The organism is Sorangium sp. So ce1036 (genome assembly GCF_051369805.1).
GTDB lineage: Bacteria > Myxococcota_A > Polyangia > Polyangiales > Polyangiaceae > Sorangium > Sorangium cellulosum_F.
Genome location: NZ_JBBMOX010000001.1, coordinates 7,387,672 through 7,409,489, shown reverse-complemented (window position 1 = coordinate 7,409,489; position 21,818 = coordinate 7,387,672). Strand labels below are relative to the sequence as shown.

Here is a 21,818-nt window from a genome sequence, read left to right as displayed (position 1 = left end):
GCGAGCGAGCGCGCGCCCCGCCGGCGGAGCCCTCCGAGCAGGCCGTGCGTCAGAAGTCCAAGAACCCCTACAAGCGCCCTGACGCCTTCACGAAGGCGGCGAAGGCGCAGGGCTATCCTGCCCGCAGCGTCTTCAAGCTCGAGGAGATCGATCGCCGGGTGCGGCTGCTCCGCCCCGGGCAGCGCGTGCTCGATCTGGGCGCGGCGCCCGGGTCGTGGTCGATGTACGCGGCGCAGCGGATCGGCGCGTCGGGCAAGCTGCTCGCGGTGGATCTCTCGCCGATCACGTCGGCGCTCGGCCCGCAGGCGACGGTGGTGCAGGGCGACGCGCTGTCGCTGGCGAACGAGGCGCTCGCGCAGTTCGCGCCGTACGACGTGGTGCTGTCGGACATGGCGCCGGCGACGAGCGGCAGCAAGATCGCGGATCAGGCGCGGAGCTACGAGCTGTTCATGCGCGCGGCGGCCGTGGCGGAGGCGCTGCTCGCGCCGGGCGGCGCGTTCGTGGGCAAGATCTTCATGAGCGAGGACTTCGTGAAGGCGCGCGACGCGCTGCGCGGCCTGTTCGAGGAGGTCCGGAGCATCCGGCCCGAGGGGACGCGGACGTCGAGCGTCGAGATCTTCCTGATCGGGCTGCGGCGGAAGGCGGCGGAGAAGACCGACCAGGGCTAGCGAGGGCGCTGTCGCCCGGCGGGCAGACCGCTCACCTGGTGTATCCCCGGCCCTCGACGCTCAGCGGCGCCGCGCCCCCGCGCGTCCTCCCTTCCCTCAGAACGCGTTGTGTCCCGTGATCGCGTTGCCGAGGATCAAGCAATGCACCTCGTCGGTGCCCTCGTACGTGTACACGCTCTCCAGGTTGAGCATGTGCCGCACGACCGGGTAATCGAGCAGGATGCCGTTCGCGCCGAGCACGCCGCGCGCGGTCCTCGCGATCTTGAGCGCCCAGCCCACGTTGTTCCGCTTGCACAGCGACACCTGCACCGGGCTGATCCCCGTCGTGTCCTTGAGCCGCGCGAAATGCAGCGCCATGATCTGCCCCTTCGCGATCTCGGACGCCATCTCCACGAGCTCCGCCTGGATGAGCTGCCGCGACGCGATCGGCTGCCCGAACTGGATCCGCTCCCGCGCATACGACGCCGCCGTCTCGTAGCAGGCGCGGGCGGCGCCCAGCGCGCCCCACGCGATGCCGAAGCGCGCCTGCGTGAGGCAGCTCAGCGGGCCCTTCAGGCCGACCACGCCGGGCAGCACGTTCTCCTCCGGGACCCGCACCTCGTTCAGCACGATCTCGCCGGTCGGGCTCGCGCGCAGGCTCATCTTGCCGTGGATGAGCGGCGTCTCCAGCCCCTTCATCCCCCGCTCCACCACGAAGCCGCGGATCGACTCGGCCCCTCCGTCATCCACCTTCGCCCAGACCACGCAGAGGTGCGCGATCGGCGCGCTCGTGATCCACATCTTCGTGCCCGTGAGCACGTACGAGCTCCCGTCCTTGCGGGCCCGCGTCTTCATCGAGCTCGGGTCCGAGCCGCTGTCGGGCTCCGTCAGCCCGAAGCAGCCGATCAGCTCGGCCGCGGCCATCCTCGGCAGCCAGCGCTGCTTCTGCGCCTCGGAGCCGTATTTCCAGATCGGATACATCGCCAGCGAGCCCTGGACGCTCACGAAGCTGCGCAGCCCGCTGTCGCCGTACTCGAGCTCCTGCAGCGCGAGCCCGTAGGCGACCGAGCTCATGCCCGCGCAGCCGTGGCCGGTCAGCGAGCCGCCGAGCAGGCCGAGCGCGGCGATCTCGGGGATCAGGTCGGTCGCGAACTCCTCGCGGGCGAACAGGTCCGCGGCGCGCGGCAGGTAGCGCTCGCGCACGAAGCGGCGGACGGAGTCGCGGACCATGCGCTCCTCGTCGGAGAGCAGCGGATCGATCGCCATGAGCCGATCGAGCGAGAGGGGCTCCGGGGTGGCCATGGGCCAGCGTGTAGCGTGCCTGCGCACGGCAAGGAAGGGGCAGCGCCGGCGCGCGAGAGGGGCAGCGCCGGCGCGATCGGCGCGCGGGGGGCCGGCCCACGCTCGACGCGCGCGAGCGGGCGGATCACGGACGGATGGAGACGAGCGTGCCCTTCCGCAGCGAGAGCGCGGCGTGCCAGGCGGCCGGCACCTCGGGGGTCGTCCACTCGAACAGCCAGGCGGCGTCGAGCGGTGACATGTTCACGCAACCGTGGCTGCGCGGGGTGCCGAAGTCGTCGTGCCAGTACGCGGCGTGGAACGCGAACCCCTCGGTGAAGTACTGGACGAACGGCACGTCGCGGAAGTCGAACGGATCCTCGTCCTCCTCGTCGCCATCCATCGTCACCGTCACGTGCTTCGTGTGGATGCGGAACAGCCCCTGGATCGTCGAGCGCGTCGTCTTCGGATCGCCGAGGCCGTCGGCCCCGGTCGAGACCAGCGTCACGTAGACCGGGCGGGTGCCCTCGTAGGCGACCAGGCTCTGCCGCTCGATGGAGACGTCGATCCATTTCTGGCCGCGCGCCGCCCACGCGGGCGCCCGGGGGAGCGGATCCACGCGCACGACGTCGCCGGCGCGGACGAGCGCGCCGTCGCGCGCCTCGAGGTAGTCGACCCCGCCGAGCCGCCGGGTGCCGCCGGTCAGCGGGATCGCCTCGCGGAAGCGGAGCGGGGCGCGGGTGAAGCCGCCGCGCTTGCCCGGGACCAGGCGCGCGGCGTGGCGGCGCTTCGCGAAGGCCACGGGGAGCGAGACGTCCGCCTCGAGCTTCAGCCCGGAGAAGGCGCTCGGCCGGATGACCCGGGTGCGGTCGAGCGGCAGGACGGCGAGGTCGGTGGTCAGGCCGAAGCGGCGGCCGTCGTGATCGAAGGTCGACAGCAGCGCGAAGCCGGAGCGCGTCCGGGCGCGGCCGAGGACGAGCGCGTCGGGCGCCCGGCGGTCGCCGGCGAGGCCGGGCGCGGGCCGGCCATAGAGCAGGATTGAGGGCATGGGGTCCGGGGGCGGCGGCGCCACGAAGTCCGGCGCGCGCGCGGCGGTGGCGGCGCGGCGCAGGTGCGCGCCGAGATCGGGCTCGGCGCTCCGCTGCTCGTCCTCGCTCGGCAGGCGCGCGTAGAGCGTCGGGGTGGGGGAGCGCGACATCACGTAGACATAAGGTAGGCCGTTGAGCCAGGCCGCGCGCTCAGCGTCCGGCGAGGCGGGGAGGGCCTCGGCAGGGGCCGCGTACGGCGAGGCGGGGGCCGGGTCCGGCGAGGTGGGGGCCGAGTCCGGCGAGGTGGGGGCCGAGTCCGGCGAGGCAGGGGCCGCGTCGTGCGATGCGGGGGCGGGGTCCGGCGAGGCAGGGGCCGCGTCGTGCGATGCGGGGGCCGGGTCCTGCGATGCGGGGGCCGAGTCCGGCGAGGTGGGGACGAGAGCCCCGACGGGGGCCGCGTCCATCGCGGCGGGCAGCGCCCCTCGGTCTGCCTCGGGCGATGCGGGGACGAGCGCCCCGACGGGGGCCGCGTCCATCACGGCGGCGGGCAGCGCCGCGCGGTCCGCATCCGGCGAGGCGGGGACGGTCAGCGCAGCGAGGCGGGCCTCGGGGGCCGCGTCCGGCGCGCTCTGCGCGGCCTCCGCGCTCTGCGCGGCCTCGCCGCGGGGCTCCGGCAACGCGGGCGAGGTGGCCCTGGCGAAGCGGCGCACCGGGCGGCGCGACGAGGCCTCGACCGCGAGGTCGTGGATGTCGAGCGTCGCGCTGGCGCCGATGCACACGTAGCCGTTCGGCTCGATGCGGTACCAGCCCCCGCCGCACGACTTCCTGCCGGACGGCTCCGGACGGCGCGGCACCACGGCGCCGGCGCGCAGATAGCCGATGCGCCGGCTCGTCCAGCTCGGCTCGGCGAAGATCCAGGTCTCCCTGGCGATGCTCGCGAGCTCGTGGACCTCCTCTTCCGGCGCCTGCGGGGCGACCGGGGGCGGATCGAGCCTGGGCAGCTCGTCCGAGCCGTCGTCGACGAGCTGCGGCGGCAGCACCGGCACGGCGAGCGGGTCGACGCCCGGCGCCGCCAGGTCTGCGGCCGGATCCTCGGCTGGATCCATCGTGGCGCTCGCGTCGGGCGGCGCCGCGTTCCCTGCTGGCTCCTCGGCGGTCGCCGGGTCCGCGGCGGTCGGCGGGTCAGCGAGGGACGGCGCCGCCACGCCGAGCAGCGCGGTCACCGCGGAGGCGGGCGCGGGCGCAGAGGACGTCGCGGCGGGTTCGGGCGCCGGGCGCGGGCAGCTCACGCCGAGCGCGGAGAGCGCAATCGCCGGCAGCAGGAGGACGCCTCGCACGCGCATGGAGAGACGCGCGTACCAGGCGGCGCGGGCGAGGGCCAAGTTCGAGGAGCGCTGCGGGCCGGGCGCGGGCCGAGACGCGAGCGGCTCGTCGGCGGGAGGCGTTTGCCAGGGAGGCCGGGAGCGCCCGTGCGGCCCCGATGCGGAGGCGGGCGCGCCTGTCCGCGCCCGCCCCGCCTCCGGCGCACGGGGCTTCAGCTCACAGATCGCGCGCGCACATGGCGCCCACGTAGTAGCGGCGCGCGTTCGTTGCGTACGAGACGCGGTACGTGGTCGTCTGCTTGAATGCGGCGGCCAGGAAGCTCCCGCCGTGCATGGCGCGGGCGACGGAGTTGTTGTCGAGCCGCGAGCAGTCGGTGCAGGACGGCAGCAGGCCGTAGTTGTCGGCGCCGTCGCGGGTGGCCTTGTACACGTTACCGGCCAGGTCCATGTGACCCCAGCGCCCGGCCCCGCTCGGAAAGCTGCCGACCGCGGTGATGTCCGTGGGGGCGCACGGGTAGTTCGAGAAATCGTAATCGTGGAGGCAGGCCCCCCCGACGGAGCCGTCGCCCTGGCAGCACCAGGAGGCGTATCGAGCGACATCCGTGGAGCCGTCCTCGTTGACGGCGAGCATGTCCTCGACGCTCTCGCCGCCCCACGGATACAGGCGTTGCTCGCTGCCCCCGGCGGAGACGTAGTTCAGCTCCGCCTGGGTCGGCAGCCGGCCGCCGTCCCACGCGCAGAACCCGAAGAGCTCGAGCCATGTCGCGCACACGATGGGCTTGTCCTCCTTGCCTGCTGGATCGTCGCTCCAGGTGGACCAGTAGTTGTCGCCGCAGTCGAGCGCGTCCTTGAGCGCGTCCGTGTTGCCCGCGAGCATCGAGTTCCACGACGGATCCCAGCCGCTGTTCGGGATCTTCGGGTGGGCGCCCGTGCCGGCGGGCGGCGGGTTGAGCTGCGTCGGACCGCCGGTCATCTCGATATAACGCCGGAAGCGCCCGACCGTGATCAGGTACTTGTCGAGAGAGAAGCTGCTGATCGTCGCCGGATAGCTCGGGTCGTTGAGCCGGTTGAACGTGCCGCCCGGGACTGGCAGCGTCGAGCAGCAATCGTCGTTGCCGTCAGCGCCGCAGGTATCGCCTGCGCCCGGCGTGTTGCCGGCGCAGCTGATGGGCAGCCCGGGCACCCCGCCGCCACCGCCACCGCTCGCGCCACCTGAGCCGCCGGCGCCGGTCGCGTCGCCCGAGCCGCCGGCGCCGGTCGCGTCGCCCGAGCCGCCGGCGCCGGTCGCGTCGCCCGAGCCGCCGGCGCCGGTCGCGTCGCCCGAGCCGCCGGCGCCGGTCGCGTCGCCCGAGCCGCCGGCGCCGGTCGCGTCGCCCGAGCCGCCGGCGCCGCCCTCGCCGCCCGTGCTGCCCTCGCCACCTGCGCCGTCCGCGCCGCCTGAGCCGCCGGCGCCGCCCACGCCTGACGTGGAGGCGCCGGTCGTGCTCGCGGAGGAGCTGGAGCTGGACGACGCCGTCGTGCTGCTCGCCGAGGAGCTGGAGCCCGTCGCATCGTCATAACAGACGTACAGAAACGGCTGCTGTGACTCGTCCGCGATCTCGCTCGTTCTGAACTGGGAGCGATTCGCGTCCTGCTCGAACAGGATGCCGTGGTTCGGGACGGTCCCGTCGACCCAGCGCTGCACGAGCGACGTGAGGTCGATCGTGTACCGGCCGGCGCTCTCAACCGTGAGGTTGGCCTCGACATCGCCCTTGGCCAGCTCGTGGGAGTTCCAGTTGACCGTGGTCTCCTGCCAGGCCGCCGTGATCGGGAGCACGCGCACCACGTCGCTCCCCGGGAGCGCGACGTACTTGATGTAGACGGAGAGCTTCGCCGAGGTGATCGTGGCTCCGGCGGGGATCTGCGAGAGGTCGGCCTCCAGCATCGCGTACTGCCGGTTGCCTGACGAGTGGAGGCCGGAATACATGTCCGGTCCCGTGCCAAAGTTGGAGGTGGTCATTCCTTGATGCAGGAATGCATCCTTGAAGGCCGCGGCTCCCCCGATCTGCACACACGCCTCCGCCGCGAGCCGCGCCTCCCCGATCAGCTCGTCGCCCGCGCCCGGCGCGTTGCTGCACCCGGCGCCCGCCGCGCCGGATACGGCGGCGAGGGAGGCCAGGAGAAGATGCCGAGACCCTCTCACGAACGTGCGATTCCTCATGGTGCTCTCCGATCCGCGTCGTCGGGCGGGGTGCGCCCGCGAGGCCCGCTGTGATGCCGTCGCGCTGGAGCGCCAGAGAGCGCCCCTGCCAAGCTCCTCATCTGCCCGCGCGCCGTGAAGGATCAACTCTGATCAGGTCAACGGTCGAATCGTTCTATTGGCGATCGGCGCACGAGGAAAACGATACCGTTTTACGGTCTCTCCCGGTTCGCGTCAATTGTTAATCGGTGTTGTCGCGAAAAAGCTTCGCGGCTGGTCGCGGTTTGTTCGAATTGTGTTCGAGTGAAATCATCCAATATCGCTCAGGCCGCTTGCGGCTGTCCAGCCCTCTCGCAACACGGACGCCTGTACGGCGCGGCCCGGCGATGCCGCTCACGATCTCGCGCTGCTCATGATCCCGCGCTTTGGCGCTCGTTCGCGCCCCGCTGCATCGCGCCGTCCAATGGCCGGATTCACCCGTGAGCACAGGCCGTGGGAGCGGCCATGTCCGCTTCCGCCTACAAGGGCATCCAGCGGCCTACTTGCATGGCTGGCATGCCTGCATCCTCATCTTCTGCCACCGACCCCGGCCGCGCCGGCACCGCATCGTCCATGACGCCCCGGGGAGCTGTGCATTTTGCAGGCCCGAGGAACCCCTGTTCGCCGCGCGGGAGGGCCGATGTCATGTTCGACGGAAGAATCGGGGCGAGGGGCGATCCGTGGGTCCAGCGTAGGCCCCCGTGGAGGGTGTTCCCGGCGCGGGGTGGGGACGGGGCGATGTCCGATCCGAGGGAAGAATCGGGGCGAGGGTCGATCTGTGGGTCCAGCGTAGGCCCCCGTGGAGGGTGTTCCCGGCGCGGGGTGGGGACGGGCCGTGTCTGAGCCCAACAGACCTCTCTCCTCCGGCTCTGCCGGAGGAGAGAGGTCTCAGGCGAGTTCGGCGGGGCCCCACCCCGCGCCGGGAACACCCTCCACGGGGGCCGGGCAGTTCATCTACCTACCCGCGCCCGCGAGCCCCGTCGTGGGCCGCCGCGAGCCCCTCTTCCACCTCCGTGACGATCATCGTCGCGAGCAGCTCCAGCAGCGCGCGCCCCTCGTCCTCGGAGGCCTCGCGCGGAGCCCCGGTATACGCGGCGTCCATGCCCAGCGCGCGGAAGCTCGTCCCCCCCGCCTTGATCCCCTCCGACAGGCTCACGTCGAGATCCGGCAGCGCCCGCGCGACGTCCCGCCGGACGAGCCCAGGAGCGGCCGCGAGGACCAGCGACGTCTCGTACCGGCCCGCGTGGCACGCGCCGCTCCGGAACTCGTCCGAGAGCGTCCGCGCCCAGCGCCGCGAGAGCGGGCACGCCACCGAGGCGCGCCCCGGCGGCAGCCCGGCGACCGCCGCGCGCACGGCGCGGTCGTGCTCCGGCTCGAGGTGGTTGTTGATGAAGCCGACGTGCGACAGCCCCGCCGACAGGTAGGCCTCCGCGACCGCGCGCAAGAAGGCGGTGAGCGCCGGCGCCGGGATCGAGATCGCGCCCGCGAAGCCCGCCGCGAAATCGGTCACGCCGTAACCGACCGGCGGCGCGAGCAGCGCGGCGACGCCCCGCTCCCGCAGCCGCCGGCACGCCCGCTCGGCCGCGGCCTCGCTGATGAGCGTGTCCGTGCCGAGCGGCAGGTGCGGCCCGTGCGGCTCGACCGAACCGACCGGCACCAGCGCCACGCTCGGGCCCCCGGCCGAGAGGATCCCGGCGAGCTCCTCCGTCGTCAGCTCGGCGAGGCGCGGCGCGTCCTGCACGGCCGTCACCGGCCCGCCGGGCTCTCGCCGGCAGCATCGAGCTGCCGCAGCGCCTTGCGGTCGACCTTCCCGCGGTCGTTCCGGGGCACGTCGTCGACGAAGACGATCCACCGCGGGTACTTGTGCTTGCTCAGCCGGTCCTTCACGAACGCCTTGAGCTCGTCGGCGAGCGCGGCCTGCCCCTCCGCCGTGGCGACGCGGCCGCGCGCGTCGTCGCGGACCACCACGAACGCCTTCGGCTTCACGAGGCCCCCGTCCTCGGCCCCGATCACCGCGGCCAGGCCGACGGCCGGGTGCTCGGTGAGGCACTCCTCGACCTCCACCGGCGCGACCCACACGCCGCCCACCTTGAGCAGCTCGTCGGCCCGCCCGCTGAACCAGAGATACCCGTCCGCGTCCTTGCGAAAGAGATCGCCGGTGCGGCACCAGTGCCCGTGAAACGTGCCCCAGCTCTTCTCGCGATCCTGGAAGTAGCCGAGCGCGACCGAGTCGCCCTTCACCCACATCACGCCGGTCTCGCCGGGCGCGAGCTCGGGCGCGCCCGGCCCGTCCGCGTCCGAGGCGAGGATCTTGATCGTGTACCCCTCGACCGCGCGGCCGAGCGACCCGGGGCGCACGTCGCCGGGGCGGTTCGAGCAGTAGATGTGGAACATCTCCGCGGAGCCGATGCCGTCGTAGACGTCGGCGTGGAACCGCGCGCGGAAGCGCTCGAGCAGCGCCGGCGGGAGCGCCTCGCCCGCGGAGAGGTGAAAGCGCACGCTGGAGAGGTCGAGGCGCGGCTCGCCGCGCGCGGCGCGGGCGTCGTCGTGGTCGAGCAGCTTGCCCATCATCGTCGGGACGTTCGTGACCACCGTGGGGCGGTAGCGCTCGATGGTGTGCGCGAGCGACTCGGGCGTGGGCCGCTCCACGAAGAGGCCGGCCGTCGCGCCGACCGCGAACGGGAACAGCAGGTTCGTGCCCGTGGCGTAGCCGAAGAAGAGGCGCGGCACCGAGACGGTGATGTCGTCCTCGCGGTAGCCCACCGTCGCCTTCGCGTAACACTCGGTGTTGAACGCGAAGTCGCGGTGGGCGTGGATCGCCGCCTTGCTCTTGCCGGTCGAGCCCGACGTGAACAGCCAGATCGCGGCGTCGTCGCGCCGCGTGGGGCGGGGGCCCGAGAGGCCGCTCTTCGGCCCGAGCGCGGCGCGCCCCATCGTGAGCGCGCTGCGGAGCGACACCGCCCGCAGCGCATCCAGGGCCGGCGGGACGGCGATGTCGGCCTCGACGTCGCCCCCGGTCACGACCTCCGGCACGAGCACCAGCGTCCGGAGGTCCGCGGCGGCGAGCGTGTCCGCGATCGCCGCGGCCACGCGCGGGATCGTGATCACCGCCGCCGCGCGCGTGTACTCGACGAGGTACGCGAGGTCGGCCGCCGGCGCCTCGGGGTTGCCCATGGCCACGACGGCGCCGTGGTGGAGCGCCGCGAAGAAGGCCCAGACGAACGCGGGCGAGTCGTGCAGCAAGAGGAGCACCCGCTGCTCGGGCGCCACGTCCTCGAGGGCGAGGTGGGCGCGGAGCCGCTGGACCCGCTCGGCGACGTCGGCGTAGGTGTGCCGCTGATCCCCGAAGAGCAAGGCGGTCTTCTGGCCACGCCCCTCGCGCAGGCGATCGAACAGGTAGTAGTCGGCGAGGTTGAAGTGGTCGGGGAATGTCGGCGGGATCATCGGCGCGGGCGCTCCTCTCCGGCGTTGGGCTTCGGGCCTGGTCGGTCGTCGGCGGTCCGGTCGCGCGTCCAGGGGGGCGCGACGAGCCGCCGCTTGCCGCCGTCGGTCGTCGCGACGCCCGGCTCGTCGAGCCCCTCGCGATCCCAGAGCTGGCAGGTGACCGGCCGGTGGCGCTGATCGAGCGCCTCGCAGTAGTTCGAGTAGATGCAGCGGCGGACCTCGCCGCCGCGGCCGAGGCGCAGCTTCAAGAACCAGTCGGGGTCGGCGAGGGTCTGCCGGGCGGCGCCGATGAGATCGGCCTCGTCGCGCGCGAGGATCCCCTCGGCCTGGGCGAACGTGCAGATGCCGCCCACCACCACGATCGGGGTGGCGAGGCCGGCCGCGCGCACCGCGCGCCGGACCTCGGCCTGCTTCGGCACCTGCCGGCCGAACGGCCCGGTCGCGTCGGAGAGGGCGGTGGGCATGCACTCGTACCCGCTCGGGCCGGTGTACGGGTAGGCGGCCTCGCCGACCCTGGGCTGCTTCGCGTCCTCGAACTTGCCGCCGGTCGAGAGCGACAGGAAATCCATGCCCGCGGCCGCGAACGCGATCGCGAAGAAGGCGGCGTCGTCGACCCGGTTGCCGCCCTCGATGACGTCGTCGCACAGGAAGCGGCAGCCCACGGTGAAGCGGGACGATACCGCATCGCGCACGGCCGCGTAGACCTCGAGGGGCAGGCGCGCGCGGCGCTCGCGGGCGCCGCCGTAGCCGTCCGCCCGGGTGTTCAGCGCCGAGAGGAACGAGGCCATGGTGTAGGCGTGCGCGTAGTGGAGCTCGACGCCGTCGAAGCCCGCTTCGCGCGCCCTCGCCGCGGCCGCGGCGAAGAGGCCGGGCAGCGCGCGCGGCAGGTCGCGGATGTGCGGGAGCGCGACGTCGGTGACGCGATCGCGCTCGCCGTGGCGCAGCGCCTCGAGCTCGCGCGGCGTGAGCACGGCGGCGAGCCGCTCGTCGTCGAGCGCGACCAGCGCCCCGCGCACCTCGGCCTCCTCGGCGCCCCGGAGCCGCGGCTCCCCGAGCGCCTCGGAGAGCGCGCGCCGGTGCTCGCCCGTGATCGGGAGGAACTCCCGGAGGAACCTGTCCCTCGGCGGGCGCCTGCGGATGCGGAGGAAGTCGATGAGCTGGAGGAACACGCGCGTGCGGCCGGCGCTCCTCTCGCGGACCGTCCGGGCGAGCTCCGCGAGCCCCGGGATGAACCGGTCGTGGCCGGCGCGGAGCAGCGGGCCGCTCGGCACGTCGCGGATGCCGGTCGCCTCGACGACGAGGGCGCCCGGCTGGCCGTCGGCGAAGCGACCGTACCAGTCGAGCACCTCCCGGGTGACGAACCCCTCCTCGGTTGCCCGCCAGGGGACCATCGCCGGCACCCACGAGCGCTCGGCGAGCTCGAGGCCGGACGCGAGGCGGAGCGGCGAGAAGAGCCGCGCGCGCGCCGTCTCCTCCGCCGTCGGGGGCGCGTCGGGCGGCAGCGCGTGGCGGATCCTCTCCGGCGGCTTCCACATGGCTACGTGGCCTCGCCCCCCCGGCCCCCGCCGGGCTCCTCCGCCGGCGGCTCCGCGGCGGCGCGCTCCAGGATCCCCCTCGCGATGATGAGCTTCTGGATCTCCGTCGTCCCCTCGTAGATGCGGAGCGGCCGGATCTCGCGGTAGAGCCGCTCCACCTCCGTCCCCTCGATGACGCCCATGCCCCCGTGGAGCTGGACCGCGCGGTCGATGATCCGCTGCGCCGCCTCGGTGGCGAACATCTTCGCCATGGCGGCCTCGGTCGAGGCGCGCGCCCGCGCGGAGCCCGCGCCGCCCGCGCCCGCATCGCGCTGGCCCGCGCCCGCGCCGGCCGTGTCGCGGAGGTGGGCGGCGCGCGCGACGAGGAGGCGGGCCGCGTCGAGATCCGTCGCCATCTCGGCGAGGTAGGCGCGCACCATCTGCTGGTCGGAGAGAGGCGCGCCGAACTGCCGGCGGCGCGTGACGTGGGCGACCGCCTCGCGCAGCGCGCGCGCCGCCATGCCGTTCGCCGCGGCGCCGACCGAGATCCGGAAGGCGTCGAGCGTCTGCATCGCGAGCCGGTAGCCGCCGCCGACGTCGCCGAGGCGCGCGCTGTCCGGCACGCGGCAGCCGTCGAAGCGCAGCCTCCCGATCGGGTGCGGGACCGACATCGGGAGCGGCGCCGAGGACACGCCGGGCGCGCCCGTGTCGACGAGGAACGCGGTGATCTCGCCGCGCCCGCCGCGGCGCGCGGCGGCGCCGACCGCGCCGGGGCCGGCGTGGTCTTCGCGCGCCGCGCCCGTGCGCGCGAAGACCACGGCGTGGTGCGCGAGCGGCACGTTCGAGATGAGCACCTTCTCGCCGTCGAGGACCCACCCGTCGCCGTCGCGGCGGGCCTCCGTCCTGAGCGACGCGACGTCGCTGCCCGCCTCGGGCTCGGTGAGCGCGAAGGCGCCGACGCGGCGCCCCGAGATCACGTCGGGCAGGAGCGCGCGGCGCTGCGCGTCGCTGCCGGCCAGCACGATCGGGTACGAGCCGAGCCCCTGCACCGCGAAGATCGCGTCGGCGAGCGGCGAGACCTGCCCGAGCGCCTCGCGCACGAGGACCAGCGAGCGCACGTCGACGTACGTCGGCGACGCCGGGCCGCCCGCGCAGAGCGGCGCGCCGCCGAGCGCCTCGGGCACGAGGTGCGCGTAGAGCCCGAGCGGCTCGCCCAGGCAGCGCGCCACCTCGGCGGCGTCGCTCGCCCGCGCGAGCGGCGCGAGCGCCTCGGGGGTGAGCCGCGCCGCGAGCGCCGCGTGGCGGGCCTCGAAGAAGACCGGGAGGTCGGCCGAGGAGAGGGCGAGCCGCGTCATGAGCGGGGCGTCGCCGGGCCGGTGGAGCGGGGCGTGGGGACGGCGTCCTCCGCGGCGGGCGCGGGCGGCGCCGGGGCCGCGGCGGCCTCCTCGGCCAGGGCGCCCTCGAAGCGCGGCGGGCGCTTCGCCTTGTGCGCCTCGTGGGCCTCGCGGAAGTCGGGGTGCGCCATGCAGAGCGCCTGCGCCTGCGCCTCCGCCTCGATCGCGGCGGCGAGGGACATCGTCCGCTCGGTCTCCAGCATCTGCTTCGTCATCGCGTGCGCGAACGCCGGCCCGCGCGCGAGGCGATCGGCCCAGCCGCGCGCCACGTGCAGCACGTCGCCGTCGGGGACGACGCGGTTGACGAGGCCGATGCGGAGCGCGTCGTCGGCGCCGATGAGATCGCCGAAGAAGAGCAGCTCGGCGGCGCGGCCGTGGCCGACGAGGCGCGGCAGGAGGTACGAGGCGCCCATGTCCGCGCCGGACAGGCCGACCTTGGGGAAGACGAACCCGAAGCGCGCGCTCGCCGCGGCGATGCGCAGATCGCAGGCGGCGGCGATCACCGCGCCCGCGCCGACCGCGACCCCGTTGACCGCGGCGACGACCGGCCGCCGGAGCTCGCAGATGCTCTGGATCAGCGCGCCCGTCGCGCGGGTGAACTCGAGCAGCCCCCGGGCGTCGCGCGAGAAGAGCTCGGCGATGATCCCCTCGACGTCGCCGCCCGAGCAGAAGCCGCGCCCCTTGCCGGTGAGCACGACCGCGCGCGCGGCCGAGCGCTCGAGCGAGCGGAACGTGGCCGCGAGCTCGCCGTACACCTCGAAGGTGAGGGCGTTCAGCCGCTCGGGGCGGCTCAGCGTGATCTCCGCGATGCCGCGGCTGATCTCGAGCTGGAAGGAGCGGGGTGTGAGGGTCATGAGGCCATTCGGTGCCGTGCGCCGCCCAGGCGGTCAAGGCTTGGAGCGCGCGCGTCGCGACGGGGCGCGCGCGCTGCGCTCCGCGTGCGCGCGGGCGCTGCCTGCCCGGGACGGGACCGCGATGTCCGGCGTGCGGAGCGTGGTGCGCAGCTTGTCGAGCAGCCGCGTCAGGGTGGCGATCTCCGCCGGGCTCAGCGCGGAGAACACCTTCGCGACGCGCGCGGCGTGGCGCCGCTCGGCGTCGCGGAACGCGCGCTGCCCCTTGGGGGTCAGGTGCACCCGCCACGCGCGGCGGTCGCTCGGGTCGGCCCGCCGCTCGACCAGGCCGTCGCGCGCCGCGCGGTCGACGAGCCCGGTCAGGTTGCCGGCCGTGACGAGCATGCTGCGGGAGAGCGACGCGAGCGTCTGCCCGTCGCTGCGCACGAGGTTCGCCAGGAGATCGAAGCGCGGGAGGGTCATCTCGTGCTCCAGGTCCTCGCGGATCGCGGCGAGCGCGCGCTTGTGGACCGCGAGGATGCGCACCCAGGCGCGGACGGCCACCTGAGCGCCGCGCGCGCTCTCGGGCGAGGGGGCGGGGGCGAGCGGTCGCCGCGCCGGCGCCCCGCGCCTCACCGGCCGCCCTCGCCCGCGCCGTGCGCGCCGCCCGTGCCGTGCGCGTCCGCGCCGTGCGCGCCGTGTGTGCCGCCCGCGCCGCCCACGAGGGGCGCGCCGTCCGCGCCGCCCACGAGGGGCGCGCCGTCCGCGCCGAGCGCCGCGACCGCCTCGATCTCGACGAGCGCGCCCGGCTCGACGAGCCCCGCGACGCCGACGAGCGCCATCGCAGGGAAGTGCGCGCCGAGCCGCGCTCGCCAGGCGGCGCCGATCGCGCGGCGCGAGCTCCTGTAGGCGTCGAGATCGGTCACGTAGACGGTCATGCGCGCGACGTCGCCCGGCCCGCCGCCGGCGGCCGCCACGACGGCGAGCACGTTGTCGAGCGCCTGCGCGAACTGCTCCACGAGGCCGCCGCCCCGGAGCCGCCCCGACGAGGGATCCCACCCGATCTGCCCGGCCACGTGCAGCGTCCTCCCGCGCGTCACGACGCCGTTGGCGTACCCGCGGGGCGCCGGCCACCCGGCGGGCTGCACGATCTCGATGCCGCCCTTCACCGCATCACCTGCCCGCCGTCGACCGGGATCGCCTGGCCGTGGATGCTGCGCGCCTCGTCGCTGCAGAGCATCGCCACGACCATCGCCACCTCCTCGGGCTCGACCATCCGGCCCTGGGGCGACATCGCCTCGAGCGAGCGCCGCGCCGCGTCCTCGCCCCGCCCGGTCTTCTCCGCGATGCGCGCGATGGCCTCGTCCGCCATCCGGGTGTTGACCCACCCGGGGCAAATGCAGTTGATCGTCACCGCGGTCCGGGCGATCTCCAGCGCGATGGCGCGGGTCATCCCGACCATGGCGTGCTTCGACGCGCAGTAGGCGGTCGAGTACGCGCACCCGGCGAGCCCCGCGGTCGAGGCGACGTTGACGACGCGGCCGAAGCCGCGCGCGATCATCTCCGGGATGACGGCGCGGCACAGGGCGAAGGCGCCGGTCACGTTGACCGCGAGCATCCGGTCCCACATCGCGTCGGTGGTCCTGTCGAACGGCGCGCTCTCGGCCGTGCCCGCGTTGTTGACGAGCACGTCGACGGGCCCGACCCGCGCGGTGAGCGCGGCGAGCGCCGCGAGCGCGCCCTCGCGGTCGCCCACGTCGAGCCGGACGGCGACCCCGCCGATCGCGCTGGCCGTCTCGTCGATCTCGGCCTGGGTGCGGCCGGCGACGGCGACGCGCGCCCCGCCCTGCGCGAGCCGCTCGGCGATCGCGCGGCCGATGCCGCGACCCCCGCCGGTGATGAGCGCGATCCTGCCTTCGAGGGACATGCGGTGCACCTAAATCATATATATATGAAGCACAGGCGGAAGTCACCCTCGGCGGGCGCGGCGCGGGCTGTTCGGACGCCTCGTCCGGAGCGCGCCGGCGCGGAGATCTTGGAAATTTCACCCGGCGACTCGCGCGCGCAATCGATCGTCGACGTGGTCGATCCGATCCACTACGATCGGCGGCCGTTCGTCGCGCCCCGCGACGACGTTGCGCCGAAGAGCATCCACATGACCGAGGGCACCCACCCCGACGACGGCAGCGGGGACACGCACGCGCCCCCGCGCGGCATCGAGATGCACGCGCTGGCGATGGGCTTGCCGCCGCGATCGCCCGCGCAGCGCCCGATCCGGGGGCTCGGCCTGGGCGCTCCTCGGCCGGTCCGGGTGCCGGCGCCGTGAGCGCGGCCGCCGATCTCGCGTCGCGCGTCGCCGCGCTGCTCGCGCAGGGCGGCGTGGAGGCGCGCCCCCCGTCCGGCGGCGCGGGCGGCTGGCCCGCGGACGCCGCCGAGCCGGCGGACGTCGCGGCGCTCTACGGGGCCACGGACGGCGTCGAGCTCCCGGACGGCACGCGGATCCTGCCGCGCGGCGACGTCGCGCGGGCGACGGCGTGGCTCGTGGAGGAGCGGTCGCTCGACTGGGAGGACGACCTCCTGGTCGTCGGCGAGCGGGAGGATCTCGTGATCGTGCTCGACCTCGACGTCGCCGGCGTGCGCGCCGGGGGCGGCGTGCTGGAGGTCCCGACGGACGGGCTGGCCTCGTTCCAACGCGTCGCCCGCTCGGTGGTCGGCTACCTGGAGCGCCGCCTCGGCGTCCCGGGCGCGGAGGCCGCGTCGCCCGAGGTGCGGGCGCGCGAGGCGGCGGCGCGCCGCGACCTCCCGGCGCTCGCCGCGGCGCTCGCCGAGCCGATGTACCCGGGCGCGGAGCGGCAGGTCGCGCACGCGGCGCTCACGCTGGGCGCGCTCCTGTCGGAGCGCGGGGACGAGGCCGCGATGGATGCCTTCGCGCGCTCGGTCGAGGCCCGGATCGCGGCCGCGCCGCGGGGCGCGGGGGCGCCGGAGCGGGCGGCGGCGTGGCGCGCCTGCGAGATCGCGGCGCGGGAGGCGGGGGCGGAGGCGATCGCCGCGGCCTGCGCGGCGCGCGCCAAGGGCGAGGTGGGGACCGCATCGGACAGCGCCTAGGGGCTGCTCCCCGGGGCTACTGTCCGCTGCCGTCGGGTCGGGCGGCTACCTGCCGCCCCGCTCCCGGAGCCTCGCGCGATACGCGCGCACCACCGTCGTCTGGTCCCCGTCGCGCTGCACGAGCTGCGTCAGCTCCGCGACGTCGATCCCCGGCATGAGGCGGCTCCGCCCGGCCTCGGCGTACCCCTCGGGCCCGAGGAGGTATATCGAGAGTCTTCCTTTCTTCCAGAACCAGACCTCCGGCACGCCAAGCCCCGCGTACACGGAGAGCTTGTCGATCGTCCCGCTCTTCTCGATCACCTCGATCGCGAGCGCCGGGATTCCCCCGTCCTCCACCGTCCCGAGCACGTAACACTCATCCGGCTCCACGCCTCGCTGCGCGAGCCTTCTGCGGACGGTCATGCTGCCGTACCCGCTGAGCGGCAGCGCCGTCTCCTCCGCGTACGCCTCGACCAGGCGGGCCAGGATCTTCTTCCGCCCCTCGTGCGGTCCACCCGGGCTCATCAGCTCCAGCACCCCCTCGCAGTACGTCGTCCGTACGCCGGCTCGGTTGCCGAGGGAGGCGAGGATCGCCTCGTACTCCTCCCACGAGACGTCATGAACGACCAAGAGCTGGTCCTCTTCCGCGACCGTGCCCGCGCGTTCGGTGAGGGGGGGGATGAGGGGTGCAGCGGCGACCATGACAGCGTGCTCCTCCGGGGAGTATCACCGCGGCGCCGCGGGCATGCAACCATGGATCCAGGCGCGCTCGCGGCGCCCCCCCGCCCCGCGCAGGGCGGCCCCGGCGGGCGCCGCCGCCTCGCGGAGCGCCGGCAGCGCTCGCTCCCGGGCTCCACGCGCCGGCCATCGCGATCGGGCCGCGCTCCGTCCGGTCAGAACACCCGCCCGAGCCCGTCGAGCGCCGCGACGCGGTACGCCTCGGCCATGGTGGGGTAGTTGAACGTCGTGTTGACGAAATAGCGAATCGTGTTGTTCGGCGCCGGCTGCGACATGATCGCCTGTCCGATGTGGATGATCTCGGCCGCGTTCTCGCCGAAGCAGTGGATGCCGAGCAGCGCGAGCGTCTCGCGGTGGAAGATGAGCTTCAGCATCCCGACCTGATGGCCCGTGATCTGGGCGCGCGCGAGCGTCTTGAAGGTCGATTTCCCCACCTCGTAAGGCACCTTCTCCTCGGTGAGCTGCCGCTCGGTCTTGCCCAGCGACGAGATCTCCGGCGTCGTGTAGATGCCCGTGGGGATGTCGTGGACGAGGTGGTAATCCGCCTGGCCGCAGTAGTGGCTGGCCGCGAAGCGACCCTGGTCGTACGACGCGCTGGCCAGCGCCGGGAAGCCGACGACATCCCCGACCGCGTAGATGTGCGGCTGGCCCGTCTGGAAGCTCTCGTTGACCTCGAGCTGCCCGCGCCGGTTCGCGGCGAGGCCCACGTTCTCCAGGCCGAGCTCGGCCGTGTTGCCCGTCCTGCCGTTCGCCCAGAGGAAGACATCGCTCTTGATCTTCTTCCCGCTCTTCAGGGAGAGCACGACGCTCTCCTTGGAGGGCTCGACCTTCTCGTACTCCTCGTTGCTCAGGACGCGGATCCCGGTGTCGCAGAAGTGGTATCCGAGCGCGTCGGTGATCTCGTCATCGAGGAACTCGAGCAGGTGGGCGCGCGTGTTCACCAGGTTCACGGCCACCTGCATGTTGCGGAGCATCGACGCGTACTCGCAGCCGATGACGCCCGCGCCGTAGATCGTGATGCTGCGGGGGGTGCGATCCAGGCTCAGCAGCGTGTCGCTGTCGAGCACGCGCGGGTGGCTGAAGTCGATGTCGTCCGGGCGGTACGGGCGGGAGCCGGTCGCGATGACGAAGGCGTCGGCCGTGAAGCGCCGGCGCTGGCCGCCCTCGGCCTCCACCTCGACCGTGTGCGCGTCGACGAACCTGGCCTGCCCCGGGATGAGCCGGACGTGGTTCCGATCGTAGAAGCTCTCGCGCAGATCGACCTGCTGCGCGATGACGTGGCTCGCGGTCGCGAGGAGCTCGGCGAACGGGTACTCCGGGACCACGTCCATCCGCTTGTAGACGGGGCTCTGGTTCACCAGGTTCATGTGGTAGATCGCCCGGCGCAGCGCCTTGCTCGGGATCGTCCCCCAGTGGGTGCACCCCCCGCCGACCCGCGTGTAGCGCTCGATCGCCGCGACGGACTTGCCGTGCTTCGCCGCCGTCATGGCGGCGCCTTCGCCGCCCGGCCCCGTCCCGATGATGAGGAGATCGAAGTGCGGAGTGGTCGCCATCGCGTGTCTTTCCTCCCGGCGTGTCGCGCGCTCCCGGCGCGTCGCGCGCCCCGGAGAGGCTACTCGAACCGGAGCGGCTCGTCGTCATCGCCGACGCCGAGCATCTCGAGGATCTGGCGCACCTCCATCGCCGCCTCGAGCTCCGGGCCCGCGTCGAGGAAGCCCTGGAGGTGCTTCCTGGCGAGCGCCCGGTTGCCGCGCGCCGCGTAGGCGAGCCCCATCGCGTGCATCGCCTCGCCGTCCTTCGGGAACCGGCGCAGCGCCTCCTTCGCCTGCGCGAGGGCCCCGTCGAGGTCGCCGAGCCGCCGGAGCGCGTGCGACAGCGCGACCCGCGCCCCGAGGAAGCTCGGCGAGATCCGCACGGCGGCGCGGTAGGCGTCGCGCGCCGGCTCGATCTGGCCGAGCTCGTAGAGCGCGTGCCCGAGCAGGTTGTACGCGTACGGGTTCGACGGGGAGGCCTTGATCACGTCGCGCAGCGCGACGAGGGCCTCCTGGAACTGCTCCTCCTGCAGGAGCTCGGCCGCCTCCTCGACGGCCTCCCAGTGGGCGGCGTCCACCGATTCGTCCACCACGGCTCTCAGCACCATGGCCCGCAGTCTAAGCACAACCGGGCGCGATCGGCGCGCCGTCCCGACCCCCTTCGTGGTACCGGCCGGGGCGTGACGCGTCCGCCGCCGATCAGGCTGCTCCTGTGGCGCGCCAGCGCCGCGCTCCCGGTCCTCTGCGCGGCCGCGGCGTTCTACGGCCCCGCCCTCGAGAAGACGGGCGGCGTCTGGCCGGCGCCGCTCGACGACGTCTACATCTACTTCGGCTTCGCGCGCGCCGCGGCCCTCGGCCACCCGCTGTCGTGGATCCCCGGCAACGGCTACTCGTCGGGCGCGACCAGCGTGGCGTACCCCCTCGTCCTCGCGCCCGGGTACCTGCTCGGCTTCCGCGGCGTCTGGCTCGGCCTCTTCGCCGCGCTCCTCGCGTGCGCCGCCCTGCTCGACCTCTGCCGCTCCCTCCGGCGGCTGCTCGGCCGGGCGCCGCACCTCGAGCCGGCCGCCGCCGGCGGCGGCTCCTCCGGCTGGGTCGCCTGGGCCGCGCCGCTCTTCGTGGTGGCCGTGCCGCTGCTCGACTGGAGCTGGTTCTCCGGGATGGAGGTCGCGCTGTTCGGCGCCGTGCTGGGTCGAGCGCTCGTCGCCGCGCGGCGCGCGGAGCTCGCCCCGCCCGCGCGCCGGCCGGCCGAGCAGCTCCGGGCGGGGCTCTTCTGCGCCCTGCTCGTCGCGACCCGACCCGAGGCGATCGCGCTCGCGGCGCCGCTCGCCGTCGCCGTGGCCCACGCGGCGGGCTCGCTCGGCGCGGCGGCCTCGCTCGCGCGCGCGTCGCTGCCGACCGCGCTGCTCCTCGCCGCGCAGGCCGTGACGAACCGCGCCCTCACGGGCGAGTGGAGCGCGGCCGGCGCCGTGCGCAAGCTCGTCCTCTCGAACCCGTACCCCACGCCGCTCGAGAAGGCGGTGGAGGTGATAAGGAACCTCGCCGCGCTGCGGGTGCAGGCGCTGGAGAGCGCGCTCGGCGGCCCGACCTTCTCGTGGATCCTGCCGCTGCTCGGCGCGCTCGCGGCGCTCGACCGGCGCTCGCGGCGCCTCGCGGCGCCGCTGCTCGTCGGCGCGTACGGCTCGCTGCTGCTCGTCGCGCTCAACGCGACGGCGCGGTACCAGAACCTCCGCTACGCCGCCCCGGCGCTCGTGATGCTGCTCGTCGCGGCGGCCCTCGGGGCGGAGGCGCTCGCGCGGCGCGGGCGGCTCGCGGCGCTCGTGGCCGGGGCGCTCGCGCTCGCGGGGCTCGCCGCGCCGTCCCGGTGGTTCGGGCGGCAGATCGATCACTTCGCCCGCGCCTCGGCGAACATCGCCGGGCAGCACGTCGAGGTGGCGCGGCGCCTCGCCGCGCGCGCGCCGAGGCCGCGGCGGGTGCTGCTCGGCGACGCGGGCGCGATCCCGTACTTGTCGGGGATCCCGGCCATCGACGGGCTCGGGCTCGGCGGGTACCGGGGCATGCCGTTCGCGCGGGCCTCGGTGCACGGGGTGCCCGCGGTGGTCGAGCTCATCGAGCGGCTCGGCGCCGACGAGCGGCCGGACGCCTTCGCCCTGTACCCGTCCTGGTGGGGCGGGCTCGCCGACGTCTTCGGCCGGCGCGTCGACGCCGTGAAGATCGAGGACAACGTGATGTGCGCCGCGGACGAGAAGGTGATCTACGAGGCGGACTGGTCGGCGCTCGCGCCGCCGGGGGAGCGCCGCGACGGCGCCGTGGACGAGGTCGACATCGCGGACCTGATCGACGAGCGGGCGCATCGCTATGCGTTCCCGACGCCGCGCGGCGGCTGGGTGGTCGGCGCCGTGCTCCAGGACGACCGCGGGGCGCCGCGGTTCGACGCCGGCAGGCTCATCCCCGAGGGGCGCGAGCAGTCGTTCACGATCGGCCAGGTCGCCCGCGGGCCGGCCGTGCTCGCGCTGCGCACGGACGGCGGCGGCCCGATCGCGATCGGCGTGACGGTCGGCCGCGCCGCGGGCGAGGAGCGCGTCGAGGTGCCCGAGCGCCCGGCGGACCGCTGGTCCGAGATCCGGGTGCCGCTGCGCGACGTCGCGCCGGGCGACGTCGTCCGCGTCCGCGCGCTCCAGGGGACATTCCGCAGCTTCCACGCCTGGCTGCTGCGGCCGTGAGGTGCTCCGCCGCTTCCACGTCTGGCTGCTGCGGCCGTGAGGTGCTCCGCCGCTTCCGGGTCCGTCCGC

General features: G+C 74.5%; 18 protein-coding genes. 4 read left to right on the top strand and 14 right to left on the bottom strand.

The genetic code is table 11. The annotated features are described in order from the left end of the window. Nucleotides 1–44 precede the first annotated feature (44 nt). Complete coding sequence (locus tag WMF31_RS27745) at nt 45–668, top strand: SAM-dependent methyltransferase (protein ID WP_436604832.1); 624 nt, start codon at nt 45–47, stop codon at nt 666–668. A 96-nt stretch (nt 669–764) separates the two neighbouring features. On the opposite strand, the gene WMF31_RS27740 is transcribed toward WMF31_RS27745, so the two are convergent. From WMF31_RS27740 to WMF31_RS27690, 11 genes are all read right to left on the bottom strand, one after another. Further along, nucleotides 765–1,949 (bottom strand): acyl-CoA dehydrogenase family protein, encoded by a 1,185-nt coding sequence (locus WMF31_RS27740; protein ID WP_436604831.1) that lies wholly within the window; start codon nt 1,947–1,949, stop codon nt 765–767. A gap of 124 nt (nt 1,950–2,073) precedes the next feature. Further along, the gene (locus WMF31_RS27735) at nt 2,074–4,296 is read right to left on the bottom strand and encodes a L,D-transpeptidase family protein (RefSeq protein WP_436604830.1); all 2,223 of its coding nucleotides are present in this window, start codon (nt 4,294–4,296) and stop codon (nt 2,074–2,076) included. 196 nt (nt 4,297–4,492) lie between these two features. Next, a complete protein-coding gene (locus WMF31_RS27730) occupies nt 4,493–6,475 on the bottom strand; it encodes a DNRLRE domain-containing protein (protein ID WP_436604829.1) in 1,983 nt (660 codons plus the stop codon). Nucleotides 6,476–7,451: 976 nt separating this feature from the next. After that, nucleotides 7,452–8,243, bottom strand: a complete 792-nt coding sequence (locus WMF31_RS27725) for a creatininase family protein (RefSeq protein ID WP_436604828.1) — start codon at nt 8,241–8,243, stop codon at nt 7,452–7,454. Next, nucleotides 8,240–9,937 (bottom strand): benzoate-CoA ligase family protein, encoded by a 1,698-nt coding sequence (locus WMF31_RS27720; protein WP_436604827.1) that lies wholly within the window; start codon nt 9,935–9,937, stop codon nt 8,240–8,242. The genes WMF31_RS27725 and WMF31_RS27720 overlap by 4 nt, the downstream gene beginning before the upstream one ends. Then, complete coding sequence (locus WMF31_RS27715; RefSeq protein ID WP_436604826.1) at nt 9,934–11,472, bottom strand: NADH:flavin oxidoreductase; 1,539 nt, start codon at nt 11,470–11,472, stop codon at nt 9,934–9,936. The genes WMF31_RS27720 and WMF31_RS27715 overlap by 4 nt, the downstream gene beginning before the upstream one ends. Nucleotides 11,473–11,474: 2 nt before the next feature. Further along, nucleotides 11,475–12,806 carry an acyl-CoA dehydrogenase family protein gene (locus tag WMF31_RS27710; protein ID WP_436604825.1) on the bottom strand — a complete coding sequence of 444 codons (1,332 nt, stop codon included), beginning with the start codon at nt 12,804–12,806 and terminating at the stop codon, nt 11,475–11,477. After that, nucleotides 12,803–13,699 (bottom strand): enoyl-CoA hydratase family protein, encoded by an 897-nt coding sequence (locus WMF31_RS27705; RefSeq protein WP_436604824.1) that lies wholly within the window; start codon nt 13,697–13,699, stop codon nt 12,803–12,805. The genes WMF31_RS27710 and WMF31_RS27705 overlap by 4 nt, the downstream gene beginning before the upstream one ends. Nucleotides 13,700–13,732: 33 nt before the next feature. Continuing rightward, on the bottom strand, nt 13,733–14,311 hold the full coding sequence (locus WMF31_RS27700; RefSeq protein WP_436604823.1) for a MarR family winged helix-turn-helix transcriptional regulator: 579 nt from the start codon (nt 14,309–14,311) through the stop codon (nt 13,733–13,735). Further along, nucleotides 14,308–14,844, bottom strand: coding sequence for a RidA family protein (locus WMF31_RS27695; RefSeq protein ID WP_436604822.1), 537 nt, complete (start codon nt 14,842–14,844; stop codon nt 14,308–14,310). The genes WMF31_RS27700 and WMF31_RS27695 overlap by 4 nt, the downstream gene beginning before the upstream one ends. After that, nucleotides 14,841–15,602, bottom strand: coding sequence for an SDR family NAD(P)-dependent oxidoreductase (locus WMF31_RS27690; RefSeq protein ID WP_436604821.1), 762 nt, complete (start codon nt 15,600–15,602; stop codon nt 14,841–14,843). The genes WMF31_RS27695 and WMF31_RS27690 overlap by 4 nt, the downstream gene beginning before the upstream one ends. A 108-nt stretch (nt 15,603–15,710) precedes the next feature. Here WMF31_RS27690 and WMF31_RS27685 point away from each other — a divergent pair, with 108 nt between their 5' ends. Together WMF31_RS27685 and WMF31_RS27680 are read left to right on the top strand one after the other, a co-directional pair. Beyond that, complete coding sequence (locus tag WMF31_RS27685; RefSeq protein ID WP_436604820.1) at nt 15,711–16,001, top strand: hypothetical protein; 291 nt, start codon at nt 15,711–15,713, stop codon at nt 15,999–16,001. Continuing rightward, the gene (locus WMF31_RS27680) at nt 15,998–16,780 is read left to right on the top strand and encodes a hypothetical protein (RefSeq protein ID WP_436604819.1); all 783 of its coding nucleotides are present in this window, start codon (nt 15,998–16,000) and stop codon (nt 16,778–16,780) included. Before WMF31_RS27685 ends, WMF31_RS27680 begins: the two co-directional genes overlap by 4 nt. Before the next feature lie 45 nt (nt 16,781–16,825). Here the strand turns inward: WMF31_RS27680 and WMF31_RS27675 are convergent, their stop codons facing one another. From WMF31_RS27675 to WMF31_RS27665, 3 genes are all read right to left on the bottom strand, one after another. Beyond that, a complete protein-coding gene (locus WMF31_RS27675; protein WP_436604818.1) occupies nt 16,826–17,461 on the bottom strand; it encodes a Uma2 family endonuclease in 636 nt (211 codons plus the stop codon). Between the two features lie 191 nt (nt 17,462–17,652). Then, nucleotides 17,653–19,050, bottom strand: coding sequence for a Si-specific NAD(P)(+) transhydrogenase (sthA, locus tag WMF31_RS27670; protein ID WP_436604817.1), 1,398 nt, complete (start codon nt 19,048–19,050; stop codon nt 17,653–17,655). Between the two features lie 59 nt (nt 19,051–19,109). Beyond that, nucleotides 19,110–19,637 carry a tetratricopeptide repeat protein gene (locus WMF31_RS27665; RefSeq protein WP_436604816.1) on the bottom strand — a complete coding sequence of 176 codons (528 nt, stop codon included), beginning with the start codon at nt 19,635–19,637 and terminating at the stop codon, nt 19,110–19,112. A gap of 72 nt (nt 19,638–19,709) precedes the next feature. Here WMF31_RS27665 and WMF31_RS27660 point away from each other — a divergent pair, with 72 nt between their 5' ends. Next, nucleotides 19,710–21,749 carry a hypothetical protein gene (locus WMF31_RS27660; RefSeq protein WP_436604815.1) on the top strand — a complete coding sequence of 680 codons (2,040 nt, stop codon included), beginning with the start codon at nt 19,710–19,712 and terminating at the stop codon, nt 21,747–21,749. The last annotated feature ends 69 nt before the right edge of the window (nt 21,750–21,818 follow it).

Excerpts from the sequence above, each read along its gene's own strand:
- WMF31_RS27740 (WP_436604831.1), bottom strand. The coding sequence starts at position 1,949 with ATGGCCACCCCGGAGCCCCTCTCGCTCGATCGGCTCATGGCGATCGAT.
- WMF31_RS27735 (WP_436604830.1), bottom strand. The coding sequence starts at position 4,296 with ATGCGCGTGCGAGGCGTCCTCCTGCTGCCGGCGATTGCGCTCTCCGCG.
- WMF31_RS27730 (WP_436604829.1), bottom strand. The coding sequence starts at position 6,475 with ATGAGGAATCGCACGTTCGTGAGAGGGTCTCGGCATCTTCTCCTGGCC.
- WMF31_RS27720 (WP_436604827.1), bottom strand. The coding sequence starts at position 9,937 with ATGATCCCGCCGACATTCCCCGACCACTTCAACCTCGCCGACTACTAC.
- WMF31_RS27715 (WP_436604826.1), bottom strand. The coding sequence starts at position 11,472 with ATGTGGAAGCCGCCGGAGAGGATCCGCCACGCGCTGCCGCCCGACGCG.
- WMF31_RS27710 (WP_436604825.1), bottom strand. The coding sequence starts at position 12,806 with ATGACGCGGCTCGCCCTCTCCTCGGCCGACCTCCCGGTCTTCTTCGAG.
- WMF31_RS27705 (WP_436604824.1), bottom strand. The coding sequence starts at position 13,699 with ATGACCCTCACACCCCGCTCCTTCCAGCTCGAGATCAGCCGCGGCATC.
- WMF31_RS27690 (WP_436604821.1), bottom strand. The coding sequence starts at position 15,602 with ATGTCCCTCGAAGGCAGGATCGCGCTCATCACCGGCGGGGGTCGCGGC.
- WMF31_RS27675 (WP_436604818.1), bottom strand. The coding sequence starts at position 17,461 with ATGGTCGCCGCTGCACCCCTCATCCCCCCCCTCACCGAACGCGCGGGC.
- sthA (WP_436604817.1), bottom strand. The coding sequence starts at position 19,050 with ATGGCGACCACTCCGCACTTCGATCTCCTCATCATCGGGACGGGGCCG.
- WMF31_RS27665 (WP_436604816.1), bottom strand. The coding sequence starts at position 19,637 with ATGGTGCTGAGAGCCGTGGTGGACGAATCGGTGGACGCCGCCCACTGG.